A 19,684-nucleotide genomic window follows, 5' to 3' on the forward strand; every position below is an offset into this window, starting at 1 on the left:
CTCAACTTAACTTCCGCGATAGGTCGACCAGCCGCCGGGGGCAATTAAAAACGGCAGATGAAAATGGTCTTTGTCCTCGGCGGTGATCATAAAATCGATCTGCGCCTGCCGGTACAGGGTCTGACGACCATCGCGCGCAAACCACGATTGCAGTTCGGCCACCAACTGATAGTTGCCGGGACGCAGTTGTCCCGTCGCCAGCTCTCCCAGGCGGCCATGGCTGTCCGTCACGCCTGACGCCAGGCTGCGCCCTTCGCATAACAGGGTAACCACCACGCCTTGTGCAGGCTTGCCGGTAGAAATATCAAGAATATGGGTGCTCAGGGTGATCATTCGCTAATAACTCCCGCCAGTCTGAGTAAGGTGATTTCACGTAACTGTTCCAGTGCCGCTTCAATTTCCTGCGCGTCATTATTCGTCAGCCGTTGGGTCAGCGCCTGCAGGATCTCGGCGGCGCTGCGCCCTTTGGCGCGGATAAGAAACACGCGGTCAAAGCGGGCTTCGTAACGGGCGTTCCCTTCTTTCAACGCCCGGGCGGTAGCGGCATCGTCGGCATTAACCTCCGCCTGCTCCTGGCGAGACAGCGCGGCATGCGCTTCCCCGCCCGTCGGCTTTTCCCCGATCCGCGGGTGGGCACTGAGCGCCCGCGCCAGCTCTGCCTCTCCCCAGTGCTGCATCAGTTGTTGTGCGCGATCCGTTAAGGCCGTCAGTGTGGCATAGGGCCGCTCCAGCGCCAGCGCTTCGCGCCAGGCGGGGAGCGCCACGCAGGGTTCAAGCTGGCGAATGGCTTCCGCCTGCGGCAACTGATTAAAGTGGTTGAGTGTTATCATCATTGCTCCTTGCCGCTGCCGTCATGGCGGCTTTCTCTTGCGGAATAATCAGATTCAGTACAATCGCCACCAGCCCGCCGCTGGTGGCCGCAGATCCAAACAGGTTACTGATGATGGGCGGGAAATGGGCAAGGAAAGCGGGAACCGCCTCAATGCCGAGGCCAAAACCAAATGCCAGGCCAACAATCAGCATATCGCGGCGGGTTAGCGGGTTCTGGGTGATAATGCGGATCCCGGCCGCCACGACACAGCCAAACATGACCATCGTCGCGCCGCCTAACACCGGCGTGGGGATCTGGCGTAGGACCTCGCCGAATGGCGGAAACAGCCCAAGCAGAATCAGCAATACGCCAATATAACGCCCGACATAGCGGCTGGCGACGCCGGTCATCTGGATGACGCCGTTATTCTGTGCGAAGGTCGTATTGGGAAACGCACAGATCGCCGCGGCGATCAGGCAGCTAATGCCATCCGCGAGGATCCCGCCTTTCAGGCGCGAACGAAACGCGCCGTCATCGATGGCCTGTTTTGAGATCAGGCAGTTGGCGGTTAAATCGCCGACGGCTTCAAGAATGCAAACCAGCGATACCAGCGCGACCGGTAAAAAGATGGCGCTATTAAACTGAAAGCCAAAAGGAAATATCGCCGGCAGACGAAACCAGCTATCGCCGATCGGCGCCAGATGAAATTTTCCGCTTAGCGCGGCAGCGATACAGCCCACCGCCATGCCGATGACCACCGACGATAAACGCAGCCAGCGGTTTTTCGCGCAGCTCAGTAGCACGATAATCCCTAACGTTATGCCGCCCAATGCGATATTGCCCGGGCTGGCGAAATCCTTCGCGTGCTCGCCGCCGCTCCAGTTAATAATACTGACCTTTATCAGGCTAATGCCGATCAGCGCAATGACGCTGCCGGTAATAATCGGGGTAAAAAGTTTTTTCAGCGGTTCGATAAAGCGGCTGACGACGACCGGTACCAGCGCGGCAACAACGTTGACGCCAAACAGCATGGCCATCATGTCCTGCGGGCCGCCTCCCTGCGCTTTCACCCACATGCCGCCGGCAATCGCTACGCCGAGAAAAGCGAAGCTGGTGCCCTGCATACAGATCATGCCCGCACCGATCCCCCAGACGCGGTTAGCCTGCAGAAAGGTGCCAATCCCGGAAGCCATTAACGACATACTAATTAAATATGGCAGCCATTCGCCAAGCCCTAGCGCGGCGCCAATAATCAGCGGTGGCGTAATAATGCCGACCAGCCCTGCCAGCACGTGCTGTAAGGCGCTAAAAAAAGCCGGCAGCGGCGGGATGCGCTGCTCCAGGCCATAAAGCAGGTTGCTGTTCTTTTCATCAGACATGGGGTCACCGTCTCGTCGTGGATAAGCGTTCACGATGTAGTGCACAAAGCAGGCCACATTGCTTATTCCCTCTATCTTTATCCACGTAACAATCGCTTTATCTTTTATTTTTCAGCGAAATAGCTTCATTAAAGAGCGGGTGTTCAGTAACGATCTTTAGCGCGGGGTGCTGAAACTTTTGATTCCTTAATTCATCAAAAGAAATATTTGATTCATAAAAAGGCAACATAATCGCAACTTTGCCCTTCTTTGGTGCACCTCCCCGCCATCACCCGTCCGTTTTCCGCTGATTTCGCAGGTTCTGCTACCTGGTATGCAAATTGCTGAACCCCTTAAACAACACACCTAAGGGGAAGACAATGAAAGCAATTGTGATTGGCGCGGGAATCGGCGGGTTGAGCGCCGCAGTGGCGCTACGTAATGCAGGCATCGCCTGCGAAGTGTTCGAAGCGGTAAAAGAGATTAAGCCAGTGGGCGCCGCGATCTCTATCTGGCCCAACGGCGTCAAGTGTATGAACCGCCTGGGGATGGGCGAGATCATCGACGCTTATGGCGGCCCGATGCATTATCTGGCGTATAAGGAGTATCAACGAGGGGAAACGCTCACACGGTTCAGCCTCGCACCGCTGGTTGAACGTACGCAGGGCCGCCCTTCTCCAGTGTCGCGAACGGAACTGCAGCGTGAGATGCTTGATTTCTGGGGGCGTGAGCAGATCCAGTTCGGCAAGCGGGTCACTCGCGTAGAAGAACATGCCGACGGCGTCACCGTCTGGTTTACCGATGGTAGCGAGGCGCACGGCGATATGGTCATCGCCGCCGACGGCAGCCATTCGGCGCTGCGGCCATATGTGCTCGGCTATACGCCGGAACGCCGCTATGCCGGTTACGTCAACTGGAATGGTCTGGTCGATATTGATGAGTCCATTGCTCCCGCCGATCAGTGGACGACGTTTGTCGGCGAAGGGAAACGCGTATCGCTGATGCCGGTGGCGGGCGGACGCTTCTACTTCTTCTTCGATGTGCCGTTGCCGGCCGGGTTAGCGGAAGATCGCCTCACCCTGCGCGACGATTTAACCCGCTACTTCGCCGGCTGGGCGCCTCCGGTGCAAAAGCTTATCGCCGTACTCGACCCGCAGACCACCAACCGGATAGAAATTCACGATATTGAACCTTTTGATAAGCTGGTGCGTGGCAAGGTGGCGCTACTGGGCGATGCCGGGCACAGCACCACGCCGGATATTGGCCAGGGCGGCTGTGCAGCGATGGAGGACGCGGTCGTGCTGGGGAATGTACTGCGCGAAAACAGCGATATTGTCACCGCGCTGCGCCAGTACGAAGCATTGCGCTGTGAACGAGTACGCGACCTGGTGCTCAAAGCGCGTAAACGCTGTGATATCACCCACGGTAAAGATATGGCGTTAACCAAAGCCTGGTATCAGGAACTGAAAACGGAAACCGGCGAGCGTATTATCAATGGCTTGTGCGAAACCATTCAGGGCGGGCCATTAGGCTGAGAGTGAGCAGCGCTACGCATCTCCTCCATCACCAGCGTTAGTTTTTGAATCGCCATTTGCGCCGGACGAGATAGCTGGCGCGATGGCGCGGTGCATAGCGCCAGGGTCAAAGGCCGCAGCAGCTTATTACGTAGCGGCACAAACGCCAGCGAACCGTTGTTTACCTCGTCCTGCACGTCCAGCAGACTCAGGACCGTCACCCCGCCGCCTTTAAGCACCAGCGATTTAATCAGACGAATATCATTGCAGCTAACGGTGTTGGGCGGCGAAAAATCATAATGGCGATAGAGCATCGCCACCCGGTCATGCACCATTAACGGCGCGCCGGGAAGAATATGCCGTTCATCGCTAAGTTCCCCCAGCGAGATCGCGGACGCGGCGGCAAACTGATGTGCCGGAGGCAGTACCACCCCGACTTCCATTTCAATAAACGCCAGTACGTTGAGACCCGCCTGACCTTCTGGGTCGAGGATCAGACCAAAATCGACATCGGCCTGACGCACTCTGTCGCTGATGCTCTGGCTATCGGCGACCTGCAACACCAGTTCCAGCCACTCGCACTGGTTGATAATTTCTGCCAGCGCCGCGGCAAAACTCCCTTCGGCCAGCGCCTGCACCATACCGACATTCACCGTTCCGCGTTTTAGCCCCTGCAGTTCATCAAACTTCTGTTGGGTCACGCGAAACTCTTTTTGCCAGCGCAGCAGATTGTCATACAACAGCTCGCCTGCGGTGGTCATCCGCAAACCTTCCGGCAGCCGTTCAAACAGCGGCGTGCCGAAGGACGCTTCAGCCTGCAGTATCTGGCGGTTAATCGCCGAAGCCGAAATATGCAGTTTTTCCGCCGCCCGGCGCAGGCTGCCGCTGCGGGCCACTTCCATAAAATAATGCGCAAAGCGCGAGAAAGGACTCATCGGTTACCTGTACTAATTTTTGCAACGGATAGCTGAATTAATGCTGATGGATGTCAACACCCTACTATGGCAACAATAAACTCACAACAATTAAACAATCAACTTAGCCATCAGGAAGCAAGACGATGAACAGACAACCGCTCACGCCCCCCGCGCATTGCACCTTTGAACCCCAGGACTGGCTGCGGCTGGCAAAATGCTGGCATCCGGTGGCGCGCAGCGCTGATATCGGCCCGCAACCGGTGAAGGCCACCCTGCTGGATGAAAAACTGGTTATCTATCGCCTGCACGAACGAGTCGTGGTCGCCCGCGATGTCTGTCCCCACCGCGGGGTGCCATTGACGTTAGGTTTTCATGACGCAGAAGGCATTATTTGCCCTTATCACGGCCTGCGCTTTGGGGAAGATGGCCGCTGTAACCGAATCCCCTCCAGCCCAAATCAGCCGATACCGGCGAAATTAAATCTGACCTGCTACGCGGCGGAAGAACACTATGGTCTGGTGTGGGTGTGTCTCGATTATGATGCTGACAATCCCCCGCGGTTACCGACCATGCCGCACTGGGCAGACGACGGATTCCAGCAACTGACCTGCCCGGCGTTTGAGGTCAATGGCTTTGCAGGCCGTCAGGTTGAAGGGTTTCTTGATGTGGCGCATTTTGCGTGGATCCATACCGACACCTTCGCCGATGCGGAGAATCAACAGGTTCCTGACTACCTGCCTGAGGAAACGGAAAACGGGTTTGTCGTCGACTACTGGAGCACGGTCGGCAATTATCCGGCAAGCGCCGGTTACCGGGCTCCGGAGGGTTTTCAATGGCTGCGTCGCTTTGAGATGCATTTGCCCTTTACCGCCACCCTGACGATTCATTTTCCCGGCGAGGCCCGGCTGGTTATTATGAATGCCGCCTCGCCCGTCTCATCACGGGTCACGCGGATGTTTGCTCCAATCGCCCGCAATTTCGACCTGCATGTGCCGGTGGAGGAGGTCTACGCCTTCAACCTTCGCGTTTTTGAAGAAGACCGGCTGATGGTCGAGAGCCAGCGCCCGGAGACGCTACCTCTGGATCTTACCCTGGAAGCACATATTCCAGCCGACCGTAGCTCAATTGCCTACCGTCGCGGCTTGAAGCGGCTGGGTTTCGGTGAGTTTTTCCTGGTCTGAGCAAGGAGTTATACGATGAGTACTCTAATTGAGGTGGTTGTCGATGGTCTCTGGCGTGAAGGAGAACATAATCTGGCGGTCAGGCTGGTGACGCCTGACGGCGACCCATTACCCGCATGGCAGCCCGGCGCCCATATCGATCTGCATCTGGCGAACGGCGTGACCCGTCAGTACTCACTCACCGGGAGCCATCGCAGGCTGGAACGTTATCTGATTTGCGTGGCGAGAGCGGCAGAATCGCGCGGCGGTTCGCGCTACATCCATGAGACGCTGCGACCGGGTCAGAGGCTGATGATTTCGCTACCACGAAACCAGTTTGCCCTGCAGACGGCGCGACACGTCACCCTGCTGGCCGCCGGGATTGGCATTACGCCGCTGTATAGCATGGCCCGGGCGTTAGCGGCGCAAGGAAAGCCATTTACCTTACAGTATTACCTCAACCGACGGGAAAACGGCGCCCTGGTAGCCGCGATTGCCCGCAAGCTGGCACCTGAAAACGTGAGGATTTATAGCTCAGCTGAAGGCGAGAGCCCGCGAGAAAATCTGGCTGGCAGATTGCGCGTTCCTCACCGTGAGGAGCGGATTTACGTGTGTGGTCCGGCGGGATTTATGGCCGCCGTGCGCCAGGCGGCGGCGATACAAGGCTGGCAGGCTGAGCAGATCCATGAGGAGGCGTTTCAGGCGTCAATGCCCGCCAACGACGTTCGGCAGGAAGAGACGTTTACGGTAACGCTCGCCTCTTCTGGCCAGTGCTGGCCTGTCGCCGCCAATCAAACCATCGCGCAGGTATTGCAGGAAAATGGTGTGGCAGTGCCGCTCTCCTGTGAGATGGGGATTTGCGGCGCCTGTCTGACCAGGGTGGTTGAGGGAGAGGTGGATCATCGTGATACGGTGCAGTCAGCAGCAGAAAAATGCGCCATCGTGCAGCATGTCGCGCTGTGCTGCTCCCGCAGCCGCAGCACGAATTTGCTCATTGATTTATAAAATAAGGCCAGGCTAAAACTGGCCTGTTGCCGCCCTTTTCTAACGTGAAGCGCGGCGCAGCGTCTGGCGCTGAATATTAAGCTGTTTTCGCCAGACCCTGTTATGTAGATAAAGGGCGTTTGCACGGTAAAAAGTCTGGCTATTAATGCATCGGATACCGCCTAAAATGAATACTAGCCCCAGCACGGCGCTAATGAGAAATCCTGGTTTTAGTCCGGCGCCGAATAATGCCCCCAGGCAAACAGAAAGAAAATAAACAATCGCAACCAGACCGCTAAAAGCCATCAAAGCCAGTGATAATTTAAGCGCCAGAAAATTGCCTCTGGCAACGAAGTACATCGTCAGTACCATTATCAGACTATAAATTAGCGATACAGGCACAATCGCCGCCATCACGGCATACTGCGGCAGCCCAAATAGCTCGAACACCGCCAACCAGAGATAAGGTTGAGCCAGGGCAAAAGCGAACATGCTCAGAATCATAGCCCCTACCAGCGGTATTCCTGACATATGCCAGCCGACCGGAATACCCATCCGGTCTTTTAATCTGTCTTTAAGCTTTTCAAGCTGATGCGGATCGTTAGTGTCCATTTTTCGAGAAACAACGGCACTTAAAATAAGGTTTCTGGTAATATATTTCATGATTATTATTACTGAGTTCCCAACAAGGAGAATGACTGAATAAGGCCAATGGCATATTGTGTTGAGGCCCTCATATTTTGCGGATTACGGATTGTTCCAGTCATGGCGCTACCCGCAAATGCGGAGGTATTCACTACCGCCGTGGTTAATTCACGTTGTAAGCTTCGCTGTAGGGCATCAGAAGGAAAGCGTTTGGGGTAAAACCCTGCACGCATAGCGGCTTTCATTCCTGTATTCGATATTCCAGGGTTTTGCGCGCGAATAATTTCTTCCGTAATTCGGCGACGTTCCGCACGGTTTAGCCCCTTAAGCCAGGTTATCACATTCGTTGAAGTGCTAGCTTTCATCATCTTATATGTTTCTATCGTGCTTCTCAGCCCAGCTCCGGCACCCGCAAGCGAAACAATATCTAATGCGGTACTTGTTGCCACATACCATGATTCGCTGTCGAGCCATGTGACTACATCATCATGATCTGTTGCAATCAGAGTAATACGACCTAAACCAATAAAACATTGCGCGACTGTAGCTACCGTTCCCGCAGTAATAATCGCAGCAACAACACCGGATGCCCCTGCGGTTATTGGAACGGCGGCACCTGCGCCGACAGCCAAAACTCCCGTTACGACAGCCGCACCGCATGAAATAGCCGTTGAGGTGATCTCGTTTGCCAGGGATGGCGTCTGAATCGTATGATTTAGTGCTTTGGTGGCATTATATGCCGAAGGTTGAGCATTTATTCGGGTAACGATAACGTGGGTGACGGTGCTTTTATTTTCCTGAGCAATATTTCTGGACGGTCTAACAAGCCACTGCTGGCTACCGTCAGAATAAATAATACCTGCATGGTTAAAATCTCGGGAACAATCCAATTGATTGGCCAGAGCCTTAAAATCAAAATCATTGCCTGAGGTCAGTCCCAGACTCCTTGCAAATCCATAATCGGGTAAATTGTTTTTTGCAAACTCTCCAGGCATTGTCATTGATTCTCTCCATGCATATGGGCATCTATTTTATGCCCTAAAGGTTAATTGCTATAGAAATATAAAAATTCAGGATTATTCCGAATGGCCGTTGTTACTCCACTTACCCCATCGCCTGGGACATCAGGCTAAACAGACGTACATCATAGCTGTGGCGGCAAATATCCCCCTTCACCATTGCCAACGGCCGATCCGCCAGCGCGAACCCGTTTTGCCCAAGCCAGTGGGTAAACGATTCATGTTGGCCTTCCGGGCAATCGAGGCGCACAAACTCGCCGGCAAGCGTCGTCAGAAAACTAGCGCATAACGCCTGCGCATGATCGCTTCGGCTGGCCACCACCGGCCCGATTACATAGCCTCGGCCCATGCGGCGACAGGCGGCCCAGGCGCAAATCTGCTCCTGGCTATTGCGGATAACGGCAAGGTGCGCGTTGGCCAGCAGCCAGCGGATAAGACGCTCTCGTTGGGCGCCCCAGGCCTTGCCATCCAACAGAGCTAGCTGTGATATATCGTCGACCGTCGCGGCAGAGATGCCGATGCCCGACGAAGCAACGGCAGGTAATGCGTGGGCGTGCCATTGCTGGAGAAATCCTGCCGGACGGAAACCAAACTTACGATATAACGGTTCTCCGGCAGGCGTGGCGTGCAGTTGGATAGTGCGGCTGCCCAGCCTCTCTAATTGAGCGGCAAAGAGCTTCTTGCCAAGCCCTTTACCCTGCAGCTGTTTAGTCACCAGCACCAGGCCGATAGTGGCGTGATGTTGACCCCAGCGCCAGCATAGCGTCGTGCCACAGAGTTCGCCTTCTACTTCTGCCACAATACCCTCACCTAGCCTGAAGGCGCACAGCCAGTCTTCACGACGATGCGGCCAACCCATCTGCTGGCTAAGCATCAGGCCACCGCTAATATCGGAGGCCCGCATTTTTCTCAACACGATTGCCATCTCCCGGTCACCCCTCAGTTGGCGGCGGTGAACTGGCGCGGCTGGCGTTTTCCTGCGATAAGCGCCAGAAATCATGCCCGGCGGGATACTGGTAAAGACGCAGTGAAAACTGCCCGGCCACGGCGGTAATGTATTCAAAAATAGCAGACTGGGTGTTCTCGTAATCCATCCACAGCGTCGAGGAGGTAAAGCAGTAGATTTCCAGCGGCAGCCCGGACGGCGACGGTTTTAACGTTCGCGCCACGATGTACATATCTTTAATGATATCTGGCCGTTCGGCGAGATAGCTCATCAGGTAATGGCGAAACAGCGTCAGGTTAGTCAACCCGTTATCGATAAACCAGCGATCCGCGACGCCGCCCGGATCCCGGCCATCCAGTAATTTACTGAGCGGCTCACTCACCCCGCGGATTGCCAGCATCGGGGTTAACATCTCCTGATTCAGGAAGGTTACCGAGTGCTGATCGATATTAATACTGCGCATGATCCGCCGTGCGCCGGACGAGAACATCGCCTGCCAGTTGGTATACGTTTCTGTAAGGAAATTCTTGGTCGGAATACGCGAAATGGTGTTGTCCCAGTTACGGATAGTAATGGTATGCAGCGCGATATCCGTCACTTCCCCGCTCAGGTTCTTGTCTGGCATTTCGATCCAGTCGCCCAGTTGCAGGACATCGTTGGACGATAGCTGGACGTTGGCCACCAGCGACAGCAAGGTATGTTGAAACACTAACATCAGCACCGCCGCGACGGCGCCGAGGCTGGAAATGATAATCACCGGTGATTTATTCGACATCACGGCGAGGATCATAATCGCGGCCAGAATGTGAACTAAGATTTTGCCTATCTGGATATAGCCTTTGATGGAGTGGTTTTTGCGCTTGGTCTTACGCAGATAAGAGCTATTGACGATATCCAGCATTTCGTTGAAGAAGATCGACAGAAAAATAAAAAACAAAATTCCGCAGATGGTATTAATCGCCGTTACCAGCGATGCCGGCATATTGGGCATAAACTGCAGAACATAGTAGACGATAATAACCGGAATGAAGTTTGACAGTTTCTCGGCGATACGGCGGTCTTTTTCCAGCGGTACGTCCTGTTTATGGCTGGCGAAGAACACCTTGCGTATCACTTTAATCAGCAAAAACTTGCACAAAAGATGGGCAAAGATGCCGGAGACGACCAACAGAATAAGGTTAAAGCCGATCGCTAATGCCGGATTACTTTCAATAAACGTCAACAGATGATTCAAATACGCCATGCGTTATCGCCTGAATAAATATGCCCTTTTGTATTAGCCCTTCACTCTCGGCTATTAATACAAAAATTTAACCAATGTGCATCATGACATGTCAAAGCCGGATAAGTCCACGCTTTGCGCGGGTGATCACATTCATTGTATAAATATGTTCATTTGCATTAATGATGCTCTGCGCCCACTATTAAGGGGCCCGAAATGAGGACATATCAACTCCAGGAGGAAACATGTTCAAAGCACTTGCCGCCATCGTCGCACTCACCGCATCCGCCAGCGTTATGGCGCAAAGCGATGTTACGCTGACTTCACTTGCCAAAGATAATGCGACCAAAGCGTCGTTCAGCCAGATGGTAAAAGGCCATAAGCTCCCGGCCTGGGTTAACAGCGGTGGTACCGGATCCCCGGCACAGACCGTGAAACTGGGTTCTGAATCCTGGCAGGTATTAAGCGCCTGTAAACCACACGATTGTGGAAGCGAACGTATCGCCGTGATCTGGTCTGAAAAATCCAAACAGATGGCGGGCGTCTTCTCAGTGGTTGATGAGAAAACATCGCAGGAAAAACTGACCTGGCTTAACGTCAGCGATGCGCTGTCGATTGATGGTAAAACCGTGCTGTTTGCCGCGCTGAGCGGCAGCCTTGAAAACCATCCTGACGCGTTTAATTACCCGCAATAAACAAAATCCCTGGCTATCCGTTGATAGTCAGGGGTTGCTCACCGCCATTACCACTCCCTATTTGCGCTGCCGGCGTAGTTTGCCCGCGAGAAGAGCCAACCGCTGGCTACGACAATAAATCGTGAACAGCACGAATCCCTGGCGGTTAAATATTAGCCGGCAACACAGTAATGCCAGCGCGGCGAACGCCAGCGGCCAGAGACTTTCACCTGCGCTGACCATCGCTCTCAACGCTTGCGCCGCCGTTGACGCTGAGAGGAGAAGAAATAGCGCCAGAAATCCCTTCAGCCCGAGGGTATAACCGCGAGCCAGCAACACGCCGCTGGTCAACAGAAAAATAACCACCACTAGCGCTGGTATAAAGAAACTTGCTACCCGTATCGGCGCAGAGGATGGCGGGAGCGTCTGCAAAAATGGTAGCAGATTGAATGCAAAAGCCACTAAGAACAGTGGGAATAGCGCGGCGACCGGAAATGGGTTTTGCCGGGGACGTTCGCCAGGTGGACGCGAAAAGTAGCGTTCAAGTTCTGGCGTGGAGTGAGTCAGCAGGCTGGCGTCCTGTCGCGCAATAGTGCGGTCTATCTCCCGACCATGCTGCAGGAGATCGTAAAAAGGCTTCCCGAGAATGATGTTCAGGTATGGCATCTGGAACGTGTTTCCTACGGCGCCAGCATCAATACCTTGAACTGGCTGGGGACGATGCGCATACCGACCGCATTTGTCGAATTTTGCAGGCTAACGCTGGTTAGACGCGTCGCCGGCGTGCCTTTCAGCAGCACGGTAAATGCGCCGGTCAGATGACGCGATGGCCCCATCACCGTACCTGACGCTACCCCGGTCGCCACGCCGGGGTTATCGCCGTTGGTGAGCGGCGTCACCGTCGCCATATTGTGCGCGGGCATGCCCATAAACAGAATATTGAGCGCGTTAGGGATCGCCGTCGGCCCCAGCGCGATATCCGGATAGGGAATCGGCGTTGGCGCCGGCATCGGCGTCAGACAGACGTCGGGAAAGGCTAAATCGACACCAAAAAGCTGGCAGTTGGCAAACATGATTAGCTCCTTAGCCCATGTGGATCTGTTCTGAATCGACTTTGGTGATCGCTTTTGAGGTGATGACCGTATTGTGCGCATGCAGCCGGGCGTAATCTTCCGCTTTCATATCCAGCTGCCCGGCGCGCACCTGCTCGGTCTGCCGGGTGGTGCGCAGCAGATTGTGGCTAATTTGCGTCACCGTTTGCCAGACCGATTCGGCGCGTTTGCCGACAATACGTGACAGTGTCACCCATGCCGAGAGCTTATCGCCGCTGTAGTTCATCTCGCTGATATGGCAGTCCCCCTGCGCAGCATTGACGCACAGCCGCTGACCGCTGAGGCTGAGTTCCCCCTGACTTTGAATATGCAGGTCACCCGGTACGCTGAGCTCCGCCTGCCGGCTTTCATCACGCTCCAGCACCGCTAACAGCCAGATCTGGTTGTCCACGCTGCTGATAAGTACGCGATCGCCAGCCTGCGGCGCGATCAGACAGCTGACCGCTCGCCGACAGTGCCAGCCGCGCCCTTCGCTCTCGACGGTCACGCTACCGTCGGCAAAGCAATGGGTCACCGTGCCGGAAGCCTGCGCCGGCGGCATCACCGCCTGGGCCAGTTTGTGATTAATTGTTGTCATCTGTTGTCTCCTTAACAACGGCTGTGGCGCTGGGCGCTCCACGCCTCAGCGGCTAATAACTCTTCATCGTATTCCAGGATCCCCTGGCGGCCGGTAAACAGCGCTTCGTCCTGGCGGGCGCGATGCAGGCGGGTGCGGGAAAAGGTCGCGCCGCGCAGATCCGCCTGGCGCAGGTCGGCGGCGGAAAAATCACTCCACGTCAGCTCGCAGAGCGCGAATCGCGCTCCGGCGGCCTGAACCCGCTGTAAAACGCTCTGGAACAATCTGCTCTGGCTAAAGTCGGCCTGCTCCAGGATCGCGCCGACAAATATCGCCTGGTCGAACAGGCTGCCGCGACACTGGGCGCCGCGCAGATCGGCCTCCATAAACAGCGCCTGGCTGGCGTTCACCTGATTGAGCTCTGCTTCACGCAATGACGCGCCTTTGAAATTGCACTGGGTTAGCTGGGCGCCGTTAAACTTCGCGCCGTCCAGCGGACAATCGGTGAACTGGCAGCCGGTAAAACCCTGCCTTGAATAGTCTTTGCCGCGCTGATCGCACTGGAAAAACACCAGCCGGTCGCACTGCATTTCGTCCAGCGCGGTATCCCGCAAATCGATATGGTAAAAGGTGGTCAACAGACCGCGGCTTTGCGTAAAGCTGGCGTGAGTCAGGTCAGCCTCATAAAACACGCTGCGTTCCAGCGTTGAACCGCGAAAACGGCTCCTGCTCATCTGGCAACGCATAAACTGGCTGCTTTGCAGCGTGGTCGCCGAGAAATCGCTCTCTTGCAGGTCGCACTGATTAAACACGCAACTATTAAGCGTGGTTTCGGCGGCCTGAAGATGGGCCATTTCACACTGATTGAAGGTCGTCTGCTTAAGTTGGGCGCCTTGCAGCTGCAGGTTCTGCAGCTGGCACTCGGTAAACAGGGTTTCATGCAAATTGGCGTTTTGCAGATTAGCGCCGCGTAGCGACACCTCCTGAAACAGACCGCCGGAGAGATCGCAGCCCTGCAGGTTGATACCATCCAGCGATATTTCATTGAGTGGCTCGCCGTTTTTGATGCGCTGAACGATCTCCTCCGGGCTCAGTATCGTCATATCACTTCTCCATCGCGCTTCGGCAGGGTTTTAATGCGTTTGGTCCATGCGCCATCCAGCCGCGTGGTTTTACTGGTAAAGGATTGTGAAAGATCGGCGCGGAACAGATTGGCGCCTTCGAAATTGGCTCCGGCAAGCTGGCTTTTTTGCAGCAACGCGCCCATCAGATTGGCGTCGGTAAAATCGGCCTCGCGAAAATCGGTGCGAACAAACAGACTGCCGACCAGATTCGCGCGCACAAAGCTGGCATCACGGCAATCGGCCTCACTCAGATCGCTGTTTTCGATTTTTGCCAGCGCAAAGCGCGCGCCCTGTAATGGCGTCTGGCGCAAATTGCTCTGCTGCAGCGTCGCGTGGCTGAAGTCGGCGCCGATAAGTGAGCATTCCGACACCGCAGCGCTGGCTAGCCATGTTGCAGCGCTAAAATCAGCGCGCTCCGCTATGGTCTGCACCAGAGAACAGCTTTCCAGCGTCGCCTGATGGAAAATGGCATGCTCCAGTTCAGATTGTAAAAACGAGCATTTGTGCAGCCGTGCGTGGCTGAAATCAGGTTGTGCCAGCGTCAGTTCCATAAAGACGCAGCCATCCAGCTCGGCGCGCTGAAAACGGCAGTCAATCAGGCTGATTTCCCGAAGGATCAGCGTTTTTAGCGTCGCGTTATCGAAAATGCATTGTGCAAACAGCGCGTTCTGTAGCTGACTATCTTCAAAGCGAGCGCCGGTGAAGTCGCTTTGATGGCACTCCGCCAGTACCAGGCTGGCGCCGCTAAAATCACAGTTACGCAGCGACGAATGCTGTAGCTCCGTTCTGGCCAGCACGGCCCCCTGAAAAGAGGCGTTATCCAGCTGACAGTGGCTGAGGTCCGCGCATTCCAGTAACGCCTTTTCAAAATTGGCGCCGCGAAAATCCATGCCGGAAAAATCAACGCCGGTCAGATCCATCCCGCTAAAATTGCCGCCCTGCGCCATGGTACGCTCGGCGCGTTGGCGCAGGATCATCGCCAGATCGCCCTTCAGCCGGACCGCCGGCGGCTGATGCTGCACCGCGGCCAGGTACATCTGATGTAGCGCCTCGCGCGTTTGCGCGCGCTTTTTCTCGCTCAGTTCGTGCTGGTGCTGATGCAGCATCTCCTGCATCCGGTGCATGGATTCGGGGCCGCGCGGTTGGTTTTCATCGTTATTCAACTGCGGATAGTGCGCCTCCATCTCACGCTTGCGCTGTTGTGCATCATTCTCCATTTCCTGCGCCTGACGCTCCATGTCGGCGATAAACTCCGGCAGGTCTTCAAGCTTAGGCAACGTGGGTTCGTCGATATCCGCCAACAGGCTATCGATATCACCGCCGCTGGCTTCAATGGCGGCGCGGTGCTGTTCACGCAGCAGACGAGCGCGGTTTTTCATATTCTCCTGCTGCGGACTCGGCGACTGTTCGATTTCATTGTCGATCCACGGGCCGATGGTCTCTTCCGGTATGAGATCCTTTTCGCGAAAGGAGAAGAGCGCGCCCTTCTCTTTATCCATTCGCTGGGCCAGTACCTTGCGATAGTGATTAAGCGAACGGGCGGCGCCCTCTTTTTCCAGCGCCGGGATCAGCTGCATGACGTCGGCGGCATCGTCTTCATTGATACGAATGTGCCCCTGCCAGATAAGCATCATCTGTTCCCGATGGGGAAAGAACCATACCGTGGTGGCGCGTAAGGCAACTTCTTCAAATAGCGTTTCATCCTCGCGCTGGCGATGAATAAAACAGCGAGCCTGCCACGGCGGCAACTGGCCCTCCTGCATTGGTTTCTCAGGATGCATATTCCAGATCCGCCATTTCGCCCCTGGCGGCAAGGTATCCCGATCCTCCCACCATTGATCCGGGCTAGCGGCGTTAAAGACTTTCCAGTCAATATCGCGGGCAAACCCGGGAAACTCCTGTTGTAGCCAACTGGCATCATATTTTTTGCCCATTCGGCTAAAGCGCCGCGGCCACTGGATATCCAACGGGCCAAAACTTGCCGGCTGCGGTTTCTGCTGCGGCGAGCTTACTCTTCCCTCCAGCGGTTCAATATTCGGCAGAGGATGATGCTCATGCCCCTGCTGTTTTACCGGCGCGACGCCAAGACCGTGCGGGTTGTCGGCATAATCACCGCCGCCAAAGGCGCGGCTCCAGTCGAGGCGCATTTCGCTAAACGGCTGCGGTCGGGTCATACGTTGCCCCGTCCACTCGCGATCGCCGAACACCACCAACGACTTACTCAGTTTATCGATATCGATGCGCGCCACGCAGGCGCTTTTTTCCTGCTGATGATGGGTATAGGCAAAACCGGTGGCAAGAAATTCGGCGCGGACTTTAGGGATGGCCATATCCACCACGCCGCCGCTGGTTTGCAGTTCGTCGGCGGCAAGCTGCCACAGTTCCATCTCGGGGCGCAGCTGCGGGTTTGGCCCCATATCCGCCAACGCCAGCACCGAAACGCCAAGATAATTTTTGCCCTGCCAGCGGAATGGCCGGTTCAGTACGCTCAGGCGTAAGGGTTTAATGATTTTCATATAGCCCTAATGCGATAGGTTCTTAAGGGGAATTGATGCTTAGCATCAGACATTACGATAATCGAGGTAGTAGAAATGTTGTGGGTCGTCCTGGTGAACGCGAATATTGATTAATTGATTCACCTGAACCTCAGATTGGTCTTGCGCGGGGAATATAACGCCGCGGATGCCCTGCAGTTCTTGCTCATGCCAATGATAACGAAGGGTCAAAATGGCTGAGTAGTGATTATTAATTCGCTGGTCGCGATCGTATTTGATCTGCAGGATGGTGGCCTTAACATTGACACCATTCATTTTCGTTTTTTTATCTTGTCGCGCAGAACGTATATTCTGCATCGCAACCCAGGCCACAAAGAGCAATACTACCAGCGGAATGGCCCATGCCATGGTTAGCACTATGGTAGAGACGATTTCCATGTTATCTCCTGATTAGTTCTTACAAAAAAAGCGGCCTGTCGTATAGCGCAATTCTCTGCGGGTTCGCCGGATCGTATTTAATCGTTGTGCCATTACCCGGCTTAAAACGTTCAATGTCGCTGAAATTCAGGGTGTGATTCAGGCTAGCTTGAACTTCCACCTGCTCGCGGGTCTTAAATTTAAAGGTGATACGATAGATCGGTTTACTTCCGCTCCAGGCGCTGGTCTGGTGTGCGGCAATGATATCCGCGTTGACCGCAATCCCTGATTGCAGGACCTCACTGTGGGTGAAACTATCCTTTAAATACGGGTAAACATCCTGATAAAGAAAACGGGCCATGGGATAGATACCAAACACCAGGACAATCAGCCCCATGACGACAAAAAAGAGTATATCCATAGTGAATTAACCAGACTCCCCAATTTGCATTACGGCAATTTTATTGCCACGCCCTTTTTTAACGACAATAGGTAACCCTTCATGTAATAAATGTATTTGTAATGGTGATATTAGCGCCTTGGCGCAAAGCAGTTGGGGGATGCCATCGATGCGAAAATATATATCGAAAAATAGATTATTACCGAGCATTTCACTCCATCTCCCAGGGTGTTGGTAATAACTCTTTGGGATTATCAGGCATGTAGTAGATGTAAATAGTATTGTTTCTCATGATTTTTACTATATTTTGCGGGGAAATATATTGTTTAGCCGTTGCCGTGACCGGCCCTGAGTCAGTATTGAAAGACAATTCCATTTTAAGTTTAGTGCTCCCTCCGCCACTCGCGCCAATTTTTTCCATGCTTAATATTTTAGCCTCGGTACGAATGCCATTTGCCTTAAACTTATCATAATTGGAGCCTGAACGATAACAATATAAGAACAAACCAAACAAAATTAAAACGGCTAATATTAATGTTCCCCACATAGAGTCAAACATAATGATCCATTAATGATGAAGTTCACCACATATTAGAAATTCTGTGAGTGTTTTTAAGTGGCCACCTAAATGGCCACGAGCATAGAAGTCTAGTGGATACCCTGTTTATTCATAATCCACATCCATAACAGCCATTCGTTTGGGCGGAACGCCCTCATGCTTTATAGTTAATTGAAGCCCCGGTTTTAATTTGGGGATTTCTGAAGCACGTACCACGGCAGCAGCATTATACTGTTTTGTCGTACCCTCAATGTTCGCCTCAAAGGTAAATACGAAATAATAATCGAAATTATTGGTCGCGTTAGTTTGACGCCAACTTACCAGAGATGCGTTTTTTATCTCACCGGGCCAGCGCTCACGGCTTAGCCAGTTTTTTATTTCAGTAAGGTCCCCGCCCTGTCCTTTGAGACTTCGCAGCGAACCGAACAATAGAAAAAAGCTAAATGCAACCGATGCAATAACAATTAACAAAGAGTGTTGATAAATAAAGTTCATTGTTAGCTCTTTTAGGTTTTAAATATAAATAATTGTCACATTATAAAAATAATGGTCTGTCATAAATTGCGATTCGTTTAGGATTTTTAGCGTCGTATTTTATTGTTGTCCCATTGCCGGGTTTAAATCTCTCAATTTCTTCAAAGCTTAGCCCCATATCAACACTCGCTTCGGTTTCAACACCTTCAAGAGTGTTAAATTTTAAGGTCAAATGGTATATTGGCTTATTTCCACCCCACATACTAGTTTGATGAGATGCAATAATATCGGCATTTACTGCGATTCCTGTTTTAAGAACAGCGCTTTCAATAAACCCAGCCTTGATCATAGGGATAACGGAACTACGAAAATTCCGCCCAATAATATAGAGTGCTATAAGGCATGCCACAAGCAGAATATAAAACCATTTTGTATTTAGAAAATCCATTTAATCAATTCCAGGTCGTGATTTTATAGGTAGAATGAAATATCAAATATTACTGCACCATTACACATTTAATAATTAACGGAAGTAACCGCTATCTTTAGAGGCGTGTTATTACTGTACTTTACTGATAATAACATTCCTTTCTTTAATTTATGAATATCATCGGGTCTTACAATGCCTTTCGCAATGTATTTTTTTACAGAACCGTTTATATTTGCATTAAAATAGAAATCATAAATATAATCATTGCCGTACTTTGTTTCTGTCTGACGCCATGATTCTAGCGTAACCTGGATTGTTTGACCGGACCACTTATCTCTCGACAACCAGTTTTTAATTGCTGAAACTTCAGTTTTATTCGGTTTGAAGGCAGCAAATGATATACCTAATGCTATGATTGTCACCACAATGCCAAAGATAAAAGATGGTTCCGTGATGACATTCATAGGGTTGCATCCGTGCTGTTAACAAAAACTATCATCAATAGTTTACTCCATATCTCCAGGAACAAGGTAGACTTTTTCAGGGGCACCTGGGAGGTAATATAAAAAAACTGTATTTTTCCTACCAATTTTAACCATTTCTTCCGGAGTTATAAAGCGACGAGCATATGTGACGACAATTCCATCGGGAGTCATAAATTCCAATTCAAACTTAAATTTCATATTTCCGGTGCCAGAGGTACTTATATGTTGTTTACTAATGATTTTAGCTTCAACTTTAATGCCTTCCTTACGAAACTTCTCATCATTATTTCCTGACTTCATTATACTGTATAAGAACCACCCCAAAACTAAAATGGTTATAAAGATAGACCACATTGTTGAATTTGACATCGTAAAATCTTAC

General features: G+C 52.9%; 25 protein-coding genes and 1 pseudogene. 4 read left to right on the top strand and 22 right to left on the bottom strand.

The features are described 5' to 3' along the window. Positions 1–6 precede the first annotated feature (6 nt). Genes uraH through ABLU80_RS04200 form a run of 3 tightly spaced genes read right to left on the bottom strand, consistent with a single transcriptional unit; the run spans position 7 to position 2,190 of the window. A complete protein-coding gene (uraH, locus tag ABLU80_RS04190) occupies positions 7–333 on the bottom strand; it encodes a hydroxyisourate hydrolase (RefSeq protein WP_015705422.1) in 327 nt (108 codons plus the stop codon). Beyond that, a complete protein-coding gene (gene uraD, locus ABLU80_RS04195) occupies positions 330–830 on the bottom strand; it encodes a 2-oxo-4-hydroxy-4-carboxy-5-ureidoimidazoline decarboxylase (protein WP_015366596.1) in 501 nt (166 codons plus the stop codon). Before uraD ends, uraH begins: the two co-directional genes overlap by 4 nt. Further along, the gene (locus ABLU80_RS04200) at positions 808–2,190 is read right to left on the bottom strand and encodes a nucleobase:cation symporter-2 family protein (RefSeq protein WP_348849743.1); all 1,383 of its coding nucleotides are present in this window, start codon (positions 2,188–2,190) and stop codon (positions 808–810) included. The genes uraD and ABLU80_RS04200 overlap by 23 nt, the downstream gene beginning before the upstream one ends. Before the next feature lie 359 nt (positions 2,191–2,549). Here ABLU80_RS04200 and hpxO point away from each other — a divergent pair, with 359 nt between their 5' ends. After that, positions 2,550–3,704: an FAD-dependent urate hydroxylase HpxO gene (hpxO, locus tag ABLU80_RS04205; RefSeq protein ID WP_348849744.1), complete on the top strand. Its 1,155-nt coding sequence runs from the start codon at positions 2,550–2,552 to the stop codon at positions 3,702–3,704. Here the strand turns inward: hpxO and hpxR are convergent. After that, a complete protein-coding gene (gene hpxR, locus ABLU80_RS04210) occupies positions 3,683–4,618 on the bottom strand; it encodes a LysR family hpxDE operon transcriptional regulator HpxR (RefSeq protein WP_045382151.1) in 936 nt (311 codons plus the stop codon). The two genes, hpxO and hpxR, sit on opposite strands and share 22 nt — an antisense overlap. Positions 4,619–4,743: 125 nt before the next feature. Here hpxR and hpxD point away from each other — a divergent pair, with 125 nt between their 5' ends. Then, entirely contained in the window at positions 4,744–5,781 is a 1,038-nt protein-coding gene (hpxD, locus tag ABLU80_RS04215; RefSeq protein WP_032711646.1) for a molybdenum cofactor-independent xanthine hydroxylase subunit HpxD, read from the top strand. A 15-nt stretch (positions 5,782–5,796) separates the two neighbouring features. Then, complete coding sequence (locus tag ABLU80_RS04220) at positions 5,797–6,765, top strand: PDR/VanB family oxidoreductase (protein ID WP_348849745.1); 969 nt, start codon at positions 5,797–5,799, stop codon at positions 6,763–6,765. A 39-nt stretch (positions 6,766–6,804) separates the two neighbouring features. Here ABLU80_RS04220 and ABLU80_RS04225 read toward each other — a convergent pair whose 3' ends face one another. The 5 genes and pseudogenes from ABLU80_RS04225 to ABLU80_RS04245 form a co-directional block, all read right to left on the bottom strand. Then, complete coding sequence (locus ABLU80_RS04225; protein WP_348849746.1) at positions 6,805–7,407, bottom strand: hypothetical protein; 603 nt, start codon at positions 7,405–7,407, stop codon at positions 6,805–6,807. A gap of 8 nt (positions 7,408–7,415) precedes the next feature. After that, complete coding sequence (locus ABLU80_RS04230) at positions 7,416–8,390, bottom strand: hypothetical protein (RefSeq protein WP_047080794.1); 975 nt, start codon at positions 8,388–8,390, stop codon at positions 7,416–7,418. Positions 8,391–8,493: 103 nt separating this feature from the next. Then, positions 8,494–9,333, bottom strand: coding sequence for a GNAT family N-acetyltransferase (locus ABLU80_RS04235; RefSeq protein WP_348849747.1), 840 nt, complete (start codon positions 9,331–9,333; stop codon positions 8,494–8,496). Positions 9,334–9,340: 7 nt separating this feature from the next. After that, positions 9,341–10,255: a mechanosensitive ion channel domain-containing protein gene (locus ABLU80_RS04240; protein ID WP_223575718.1), complete on the bottom strand. Its 915-nt coding sequence runs from the start codon at positions 10,253–10,255 to the stop codon at positions 9,341–9,343. Further along, positions 10,177–10,597, bottom strand: a pseudogene (locus tag ABLU80_RS04245) (hypothetical protein). The gene ABLU80_RS04240 and the pseudogene ABLU80_RS04245 overlap by 79 nt, the downstream one beginning before the upstream one ends. Positions 10,598–10,821: 224 nt before the next feature. On the opposite strand from ABLU80_RS04245, the gene ivy reads away from it, so the two are divergent. Further along, positions 10,822–11,271, top strand: a complete 450-nt coding sequence (ivy, locus tag ABLU80_RS04250; protein WP_015705431.1) for an Ivy family C-type lysozyme inhibitor — start codon at positions 10,822–10,824, stop codon at positions 11,269–11,271. A gap of 57 nt (positions 11,272–11,328) precedes the next feature. Here the strand turns inward: ivy and ABLU80_RS04255 are convergent, their stop codons facing one another. The 13 genes from ABLU80_RS04255 to ABLU80_RS04315 all read right to left on the bottom strand — a co-directional run bounded on the left by ABLU80_RS04255 (position 11,329) and on the right by ABLU80_RS04315 (position 19,671). Continuing rightward, positions 11,329–11,916, bottom strand: coding sequence for a hypothetical protein (locus ABLU80_RS04255; protein ID WP_348849748.1), 588 nt, complete (start codon positions 11,914–11,916; stop codon positions 11,329–11,331). Positions 11,917–11,930: 14 nt separating this feature from the next. Next, a complete protein-coding gene (locus ABLU80_RS04260; RefSeq protein ID WP_015366584.1) occupies positions 11,931–12,323 on the bottom strand; it encodes a DUF4150 domain-containing protein in 393 nt (130 codons plus the stop codon). Positions 12,324–12,333: 10 nt separating this feature from the next. Next, positions 12,334–12,939, bottom strand: a complete 606-nt coding sequence (locus ABLU80_RS04265; protein ID WP_015366583.1) for a DUF3540 domain-containing protein — start codon at positions 12,937–12,939, stop codon at positions 12,334–12,336. A gap of 11 nt (positions 12,940–12,950) precedes the next feature. After that, complete coding sequence (locus ABLU80_RS04270; protein ID WP_348849749.1) at positions 12,951–14,021, bottom strand: pentapeptide repeat-containing protein; 1,071 nt, start codon at positions 14,019–14,021, stop codon at positions 12,951–12,953. Beyond that, entirely contained in the window at positions 14,018–16,558 is a 2,541-nt protein-coding gene (locus ABLU80_RS04275; protein ID WP_348849750.1) for a DUF2169 domain-containing protein, read from the bottom strand. Before ABLU80_RS04275 ends, ABLU80_RS04270 begins: the two co-directional genes overlap by 4 nt. 45 nt (positions 16,559–16,603) lie before the next feature. Then, a complete protein-coding gene (locus ABLU80_RS04280; protein WP_015705436.1) occupies positions 16,604–16,975 on the bottom strand; it encodes a hypothetical protein in 372 nt (123 codons plus the stop codon). 19 nt (positions 16,976–16,994) lie between these two features. Further along, positions 16,995–17,375 (bottom strand): DUF3592 domain-containing protein, encoded by a 381-nt coding sequence (locus tag ABLU80_RS04285; protein WP_047038512.1) that lies wholly within the window; start codon positions 17,373–17,375, stop codon positions 16,995–16,997. Positions 17,376–17,381: 6 nt separating this feature from the next. Then, entirely contained in the window at positions 17,382–17,564 is a 183-nt protein-coding gene (locus ABLU80_RS04290; protein WP_348849751.1) for a hypothetical protein, read from the bottom strand. Position 17,565: 1 nt separating this feature from the next. Then, positions 17,566–17,913 (bottom strand): DUF3592 domain-containing protein, encoded by a 348-nt coding sequence (locus ABLU80_RS04295; RefSeq protein ID WP_348849752.1) that lies wholly within the window; start codon positions 17,911–17,913, stop codon positions 17,566–17,568. Positions 17,914–18,018: 105 nt separating this feature from the next. Next, positions 18,019–18,408, bottom strand: coding sequence for a hypothetical protein (locus ABLU80_RS04300; protein ID WP_015705440.1), 390 nt, complete (start codon positions 18,406–18,408; stop codon positions 18,019–18,021). Between the two features lie 40 nt (positions 18,409–18,448). Continuing rightward, on the bottom strand, positions 18,449–18,835 hold the full coding sequence (locus ABLU80_RS04305; protein WP_015705441.1) for a DUF3592 domain-containing protein: 387 nt from the start codon (positions 18,833–18,835) through the stop codon (positions 18,449–18,451). Positions 18,836–18,903: 68 nt separating this feature from the next. Next, a complete protein-coding gene (locus tag ABLU80_RS04310) occupies positions 18,904–19,281 on the bottom strand; it encodes a hypothetical protein (protein ID WP_348849753.1) in 378 nt (125 codons plus the stop codon). 42 nt (positions 19,282–19,323) lie between these two features. After that, positions 19,324–19,671 carry a DUF3592 domain-containing protein gene (locus ABLU80_RS04315; protein ID WP_223575853.1) on the bottom strand — a complete coding sequence of 116 codons (348 nt, stop codon included), beginning with the start codon at positions 19,669–19,671 and terminating at the stop codon, positions 19,324–19,326. Positions 19,672–19,684: the final 13 nt, after the last annotated feature.

It is taken from the genome of Klebsiella sp. CN_Kp104 (genome assembly GCF_040064515.1).
Taxonomy (GTDB): Bacteria; Pseudomonadota; Gammaproteobacteria; order Enterobacterales; family Enterobacteriaceae; genus Klebsiella; species Klebsiella aerogenes.

Excerpts from the sequence above, each read along its gene's own strand:
- uraH (WP_015705422.1), bottom strand. The coding sequence starts at position 333 with ATGATCACCCTGAGCACCCATATTCTTGATATTTCTACCGGCAAGCCT.
- uraD (WP_015366596.1), bottom strand. The coding sequence starts at position 830 with ATGATAACACTCAACCACTTTAATCAGTTGCCGCAGGCGGAAGCCATT.
- ABLU80_RS04200 (WP_348849743.1), bottom strand. The coding sequence starts at position 2,190 with ATGTCTGATGAAAAGAACAGCAACCTGCTTTATGGCCTGGAGCAGCGC.
- hpxO (WP_348849744.1), top strand. The coding sequence starts at position 2,550 with ATGAAAGCAATTGTGATTGGCGCGGGAATCGGCGGGTTGAGCGCCGCA.
- hpxR (WP_045382151.1), bottom strand. The coding sequence starts at position 4,618 with ATGAGTCCTTTCTCGCGCTTTGCGCATTATTTTATGGAAGTGGCCCGC.
- hpxD (WP_032711646.1), top strand. The coding sequence starts at position 4,744 with ATGAACAGACAACCGCTCACGCCCCCCGCGCATTGCACCTTTGAACCC.
- ABLU80_RS04220 (WP_348849745.1), top strand. The coding sequence starts at position 5,797 with ATGAGTACTCTAATTGAGGTGGTTGTCGATGGTCTCTGGCGTGAAGGA.
- ABLU80_RS04225 (WP_348849746.1), bottom strand. The coding sequence starts at position 7,407 with ATGAAATATATTACCAGAAACCTTATTTTAAGTGCCGTTGTTTCTCGA.
- ABLU80_RS04230 (WP_047080794.1), bottom strand. The coding sequence starts at position 8,390 with ATGACAATGCCTGGAGAGTTTGCAAAAAACAATTTACCCGATTATGGA.
- ABLU80_RS04235 (WP_348849747.1), bottom strand. The coding sequence starts at position 9,333 with ATGGCAATCGTGTTGAGAAAAATGCGGGCCTCCGATATTAGCGGTGGC.
- ABLU80_RS04240 (WP_223575718.1), bottom strand. The coding sequence starts at position 10,255 with ATGCTGGATATCGTCAATAGCTCTTATCTGCGTAAGACCAAGCGCAAA.
- ivy (WP_015705431.1), top strand. The coding sequence starts at position 10,822 with ATGTTCAAAGCACTTGCCGCCATCGTCGCACTCACCGCATCCGCCAGC.
- ABLU80_RS04255 (WP_348849748.1), bottom strand. The coding sequence starts at position 11,916 with ATGCCATACCTGAACATCATTCTCGGGAAGCCTTTTTACGATCTCCTG.
- ABLU80_RS04260 (WP_015366584.1), bottom strand. The coding sequence starts at position 12,323 with ATGTTTGCCAACTGCCAGCTTTTTGGTGTCGATTTAGCCTTTCCCGAC.
- ABLU80_RS04265 (WP_015366583.1), bottom strand. The coding sequence starts at position 12,939 with ATGACAACAATTAATCACAAACTGGCCCAGGCGGTGATGCCGCCGGCG.
- ABLU80_RS04270 (WP_348849749.1), bottom strand. The coding sequence starts at position 14,021 with ATGACGATACTGAGCCCGGAGGAGATCGTTCAGCGCATCAAAAACGGC.
- ABLU80_RS04275 (WP_348849750.1), bottom strand. The coding sequence starts at position 16,558 with ATGAAAATCATTAAACCCTTACGCCTGAGCGTACTGAACCGGCCATTC.
- ABLU80_RS04280 (WP_015705436.1), bottom strand. The coding sequence starts at position 16,975 with ATGGAAATCGTCTCTACCATAGTGCTAACCATGGCATGGGCCATTCCG.
- ABLU80_RS04285 (WP_047038512.1), bottom strand. The coding sequence starts at position 17,375 with ATGGATATACTCTTTTTTGTCGTCATGGGGCTGATTGTCCTGGTGTTT.
- ABLU80_RS04290 (WP_348849751.1), bottom strand. The coding sequence starts at position 17,564 with ATGCTCGGTAATAATCTATTTTTCGATATATATTTTCGCATCGATGGC.
- ABLU80_RS04295 (WP_348849752.1), bottom strand. The coding sequence starts at position 17,913 with ATGTTTGACTCTATGTGGGGAACATTAATATTAGCCGTTTTAATTTTG.
- ABLU80_RS04300 (WP_015705440.1), bottom strand. The coding sequence starts at position 18,408 with ATGAACTTTATTTATCAACACTCTTTGTTAATTGTTATTGCATCGGTT.
- ABLU80_RS04305 (WP_015705441.1), bottom strand. The coding sequence starts at position 18,835 with ATGGATTTTCTAAATACAAAATGGTTTTATATTCTGCTTGTGGCATGC.
- ABLU80_RS04310 (WP_348849753.1), bottom strand. The coding sequence starts at position 19,281 with ATGAATGTCATCACGGAACCATCTTTTATCTTTGGCATTGTGGTGACA.
- ABLU80_RS04315 (WP_223575853.1), bottom strand. The coding sequence starts at position 19,671 with ATGTCAAATTCAACAATGTGGTCTATCTTTATAACCATTTTAGTTTTG.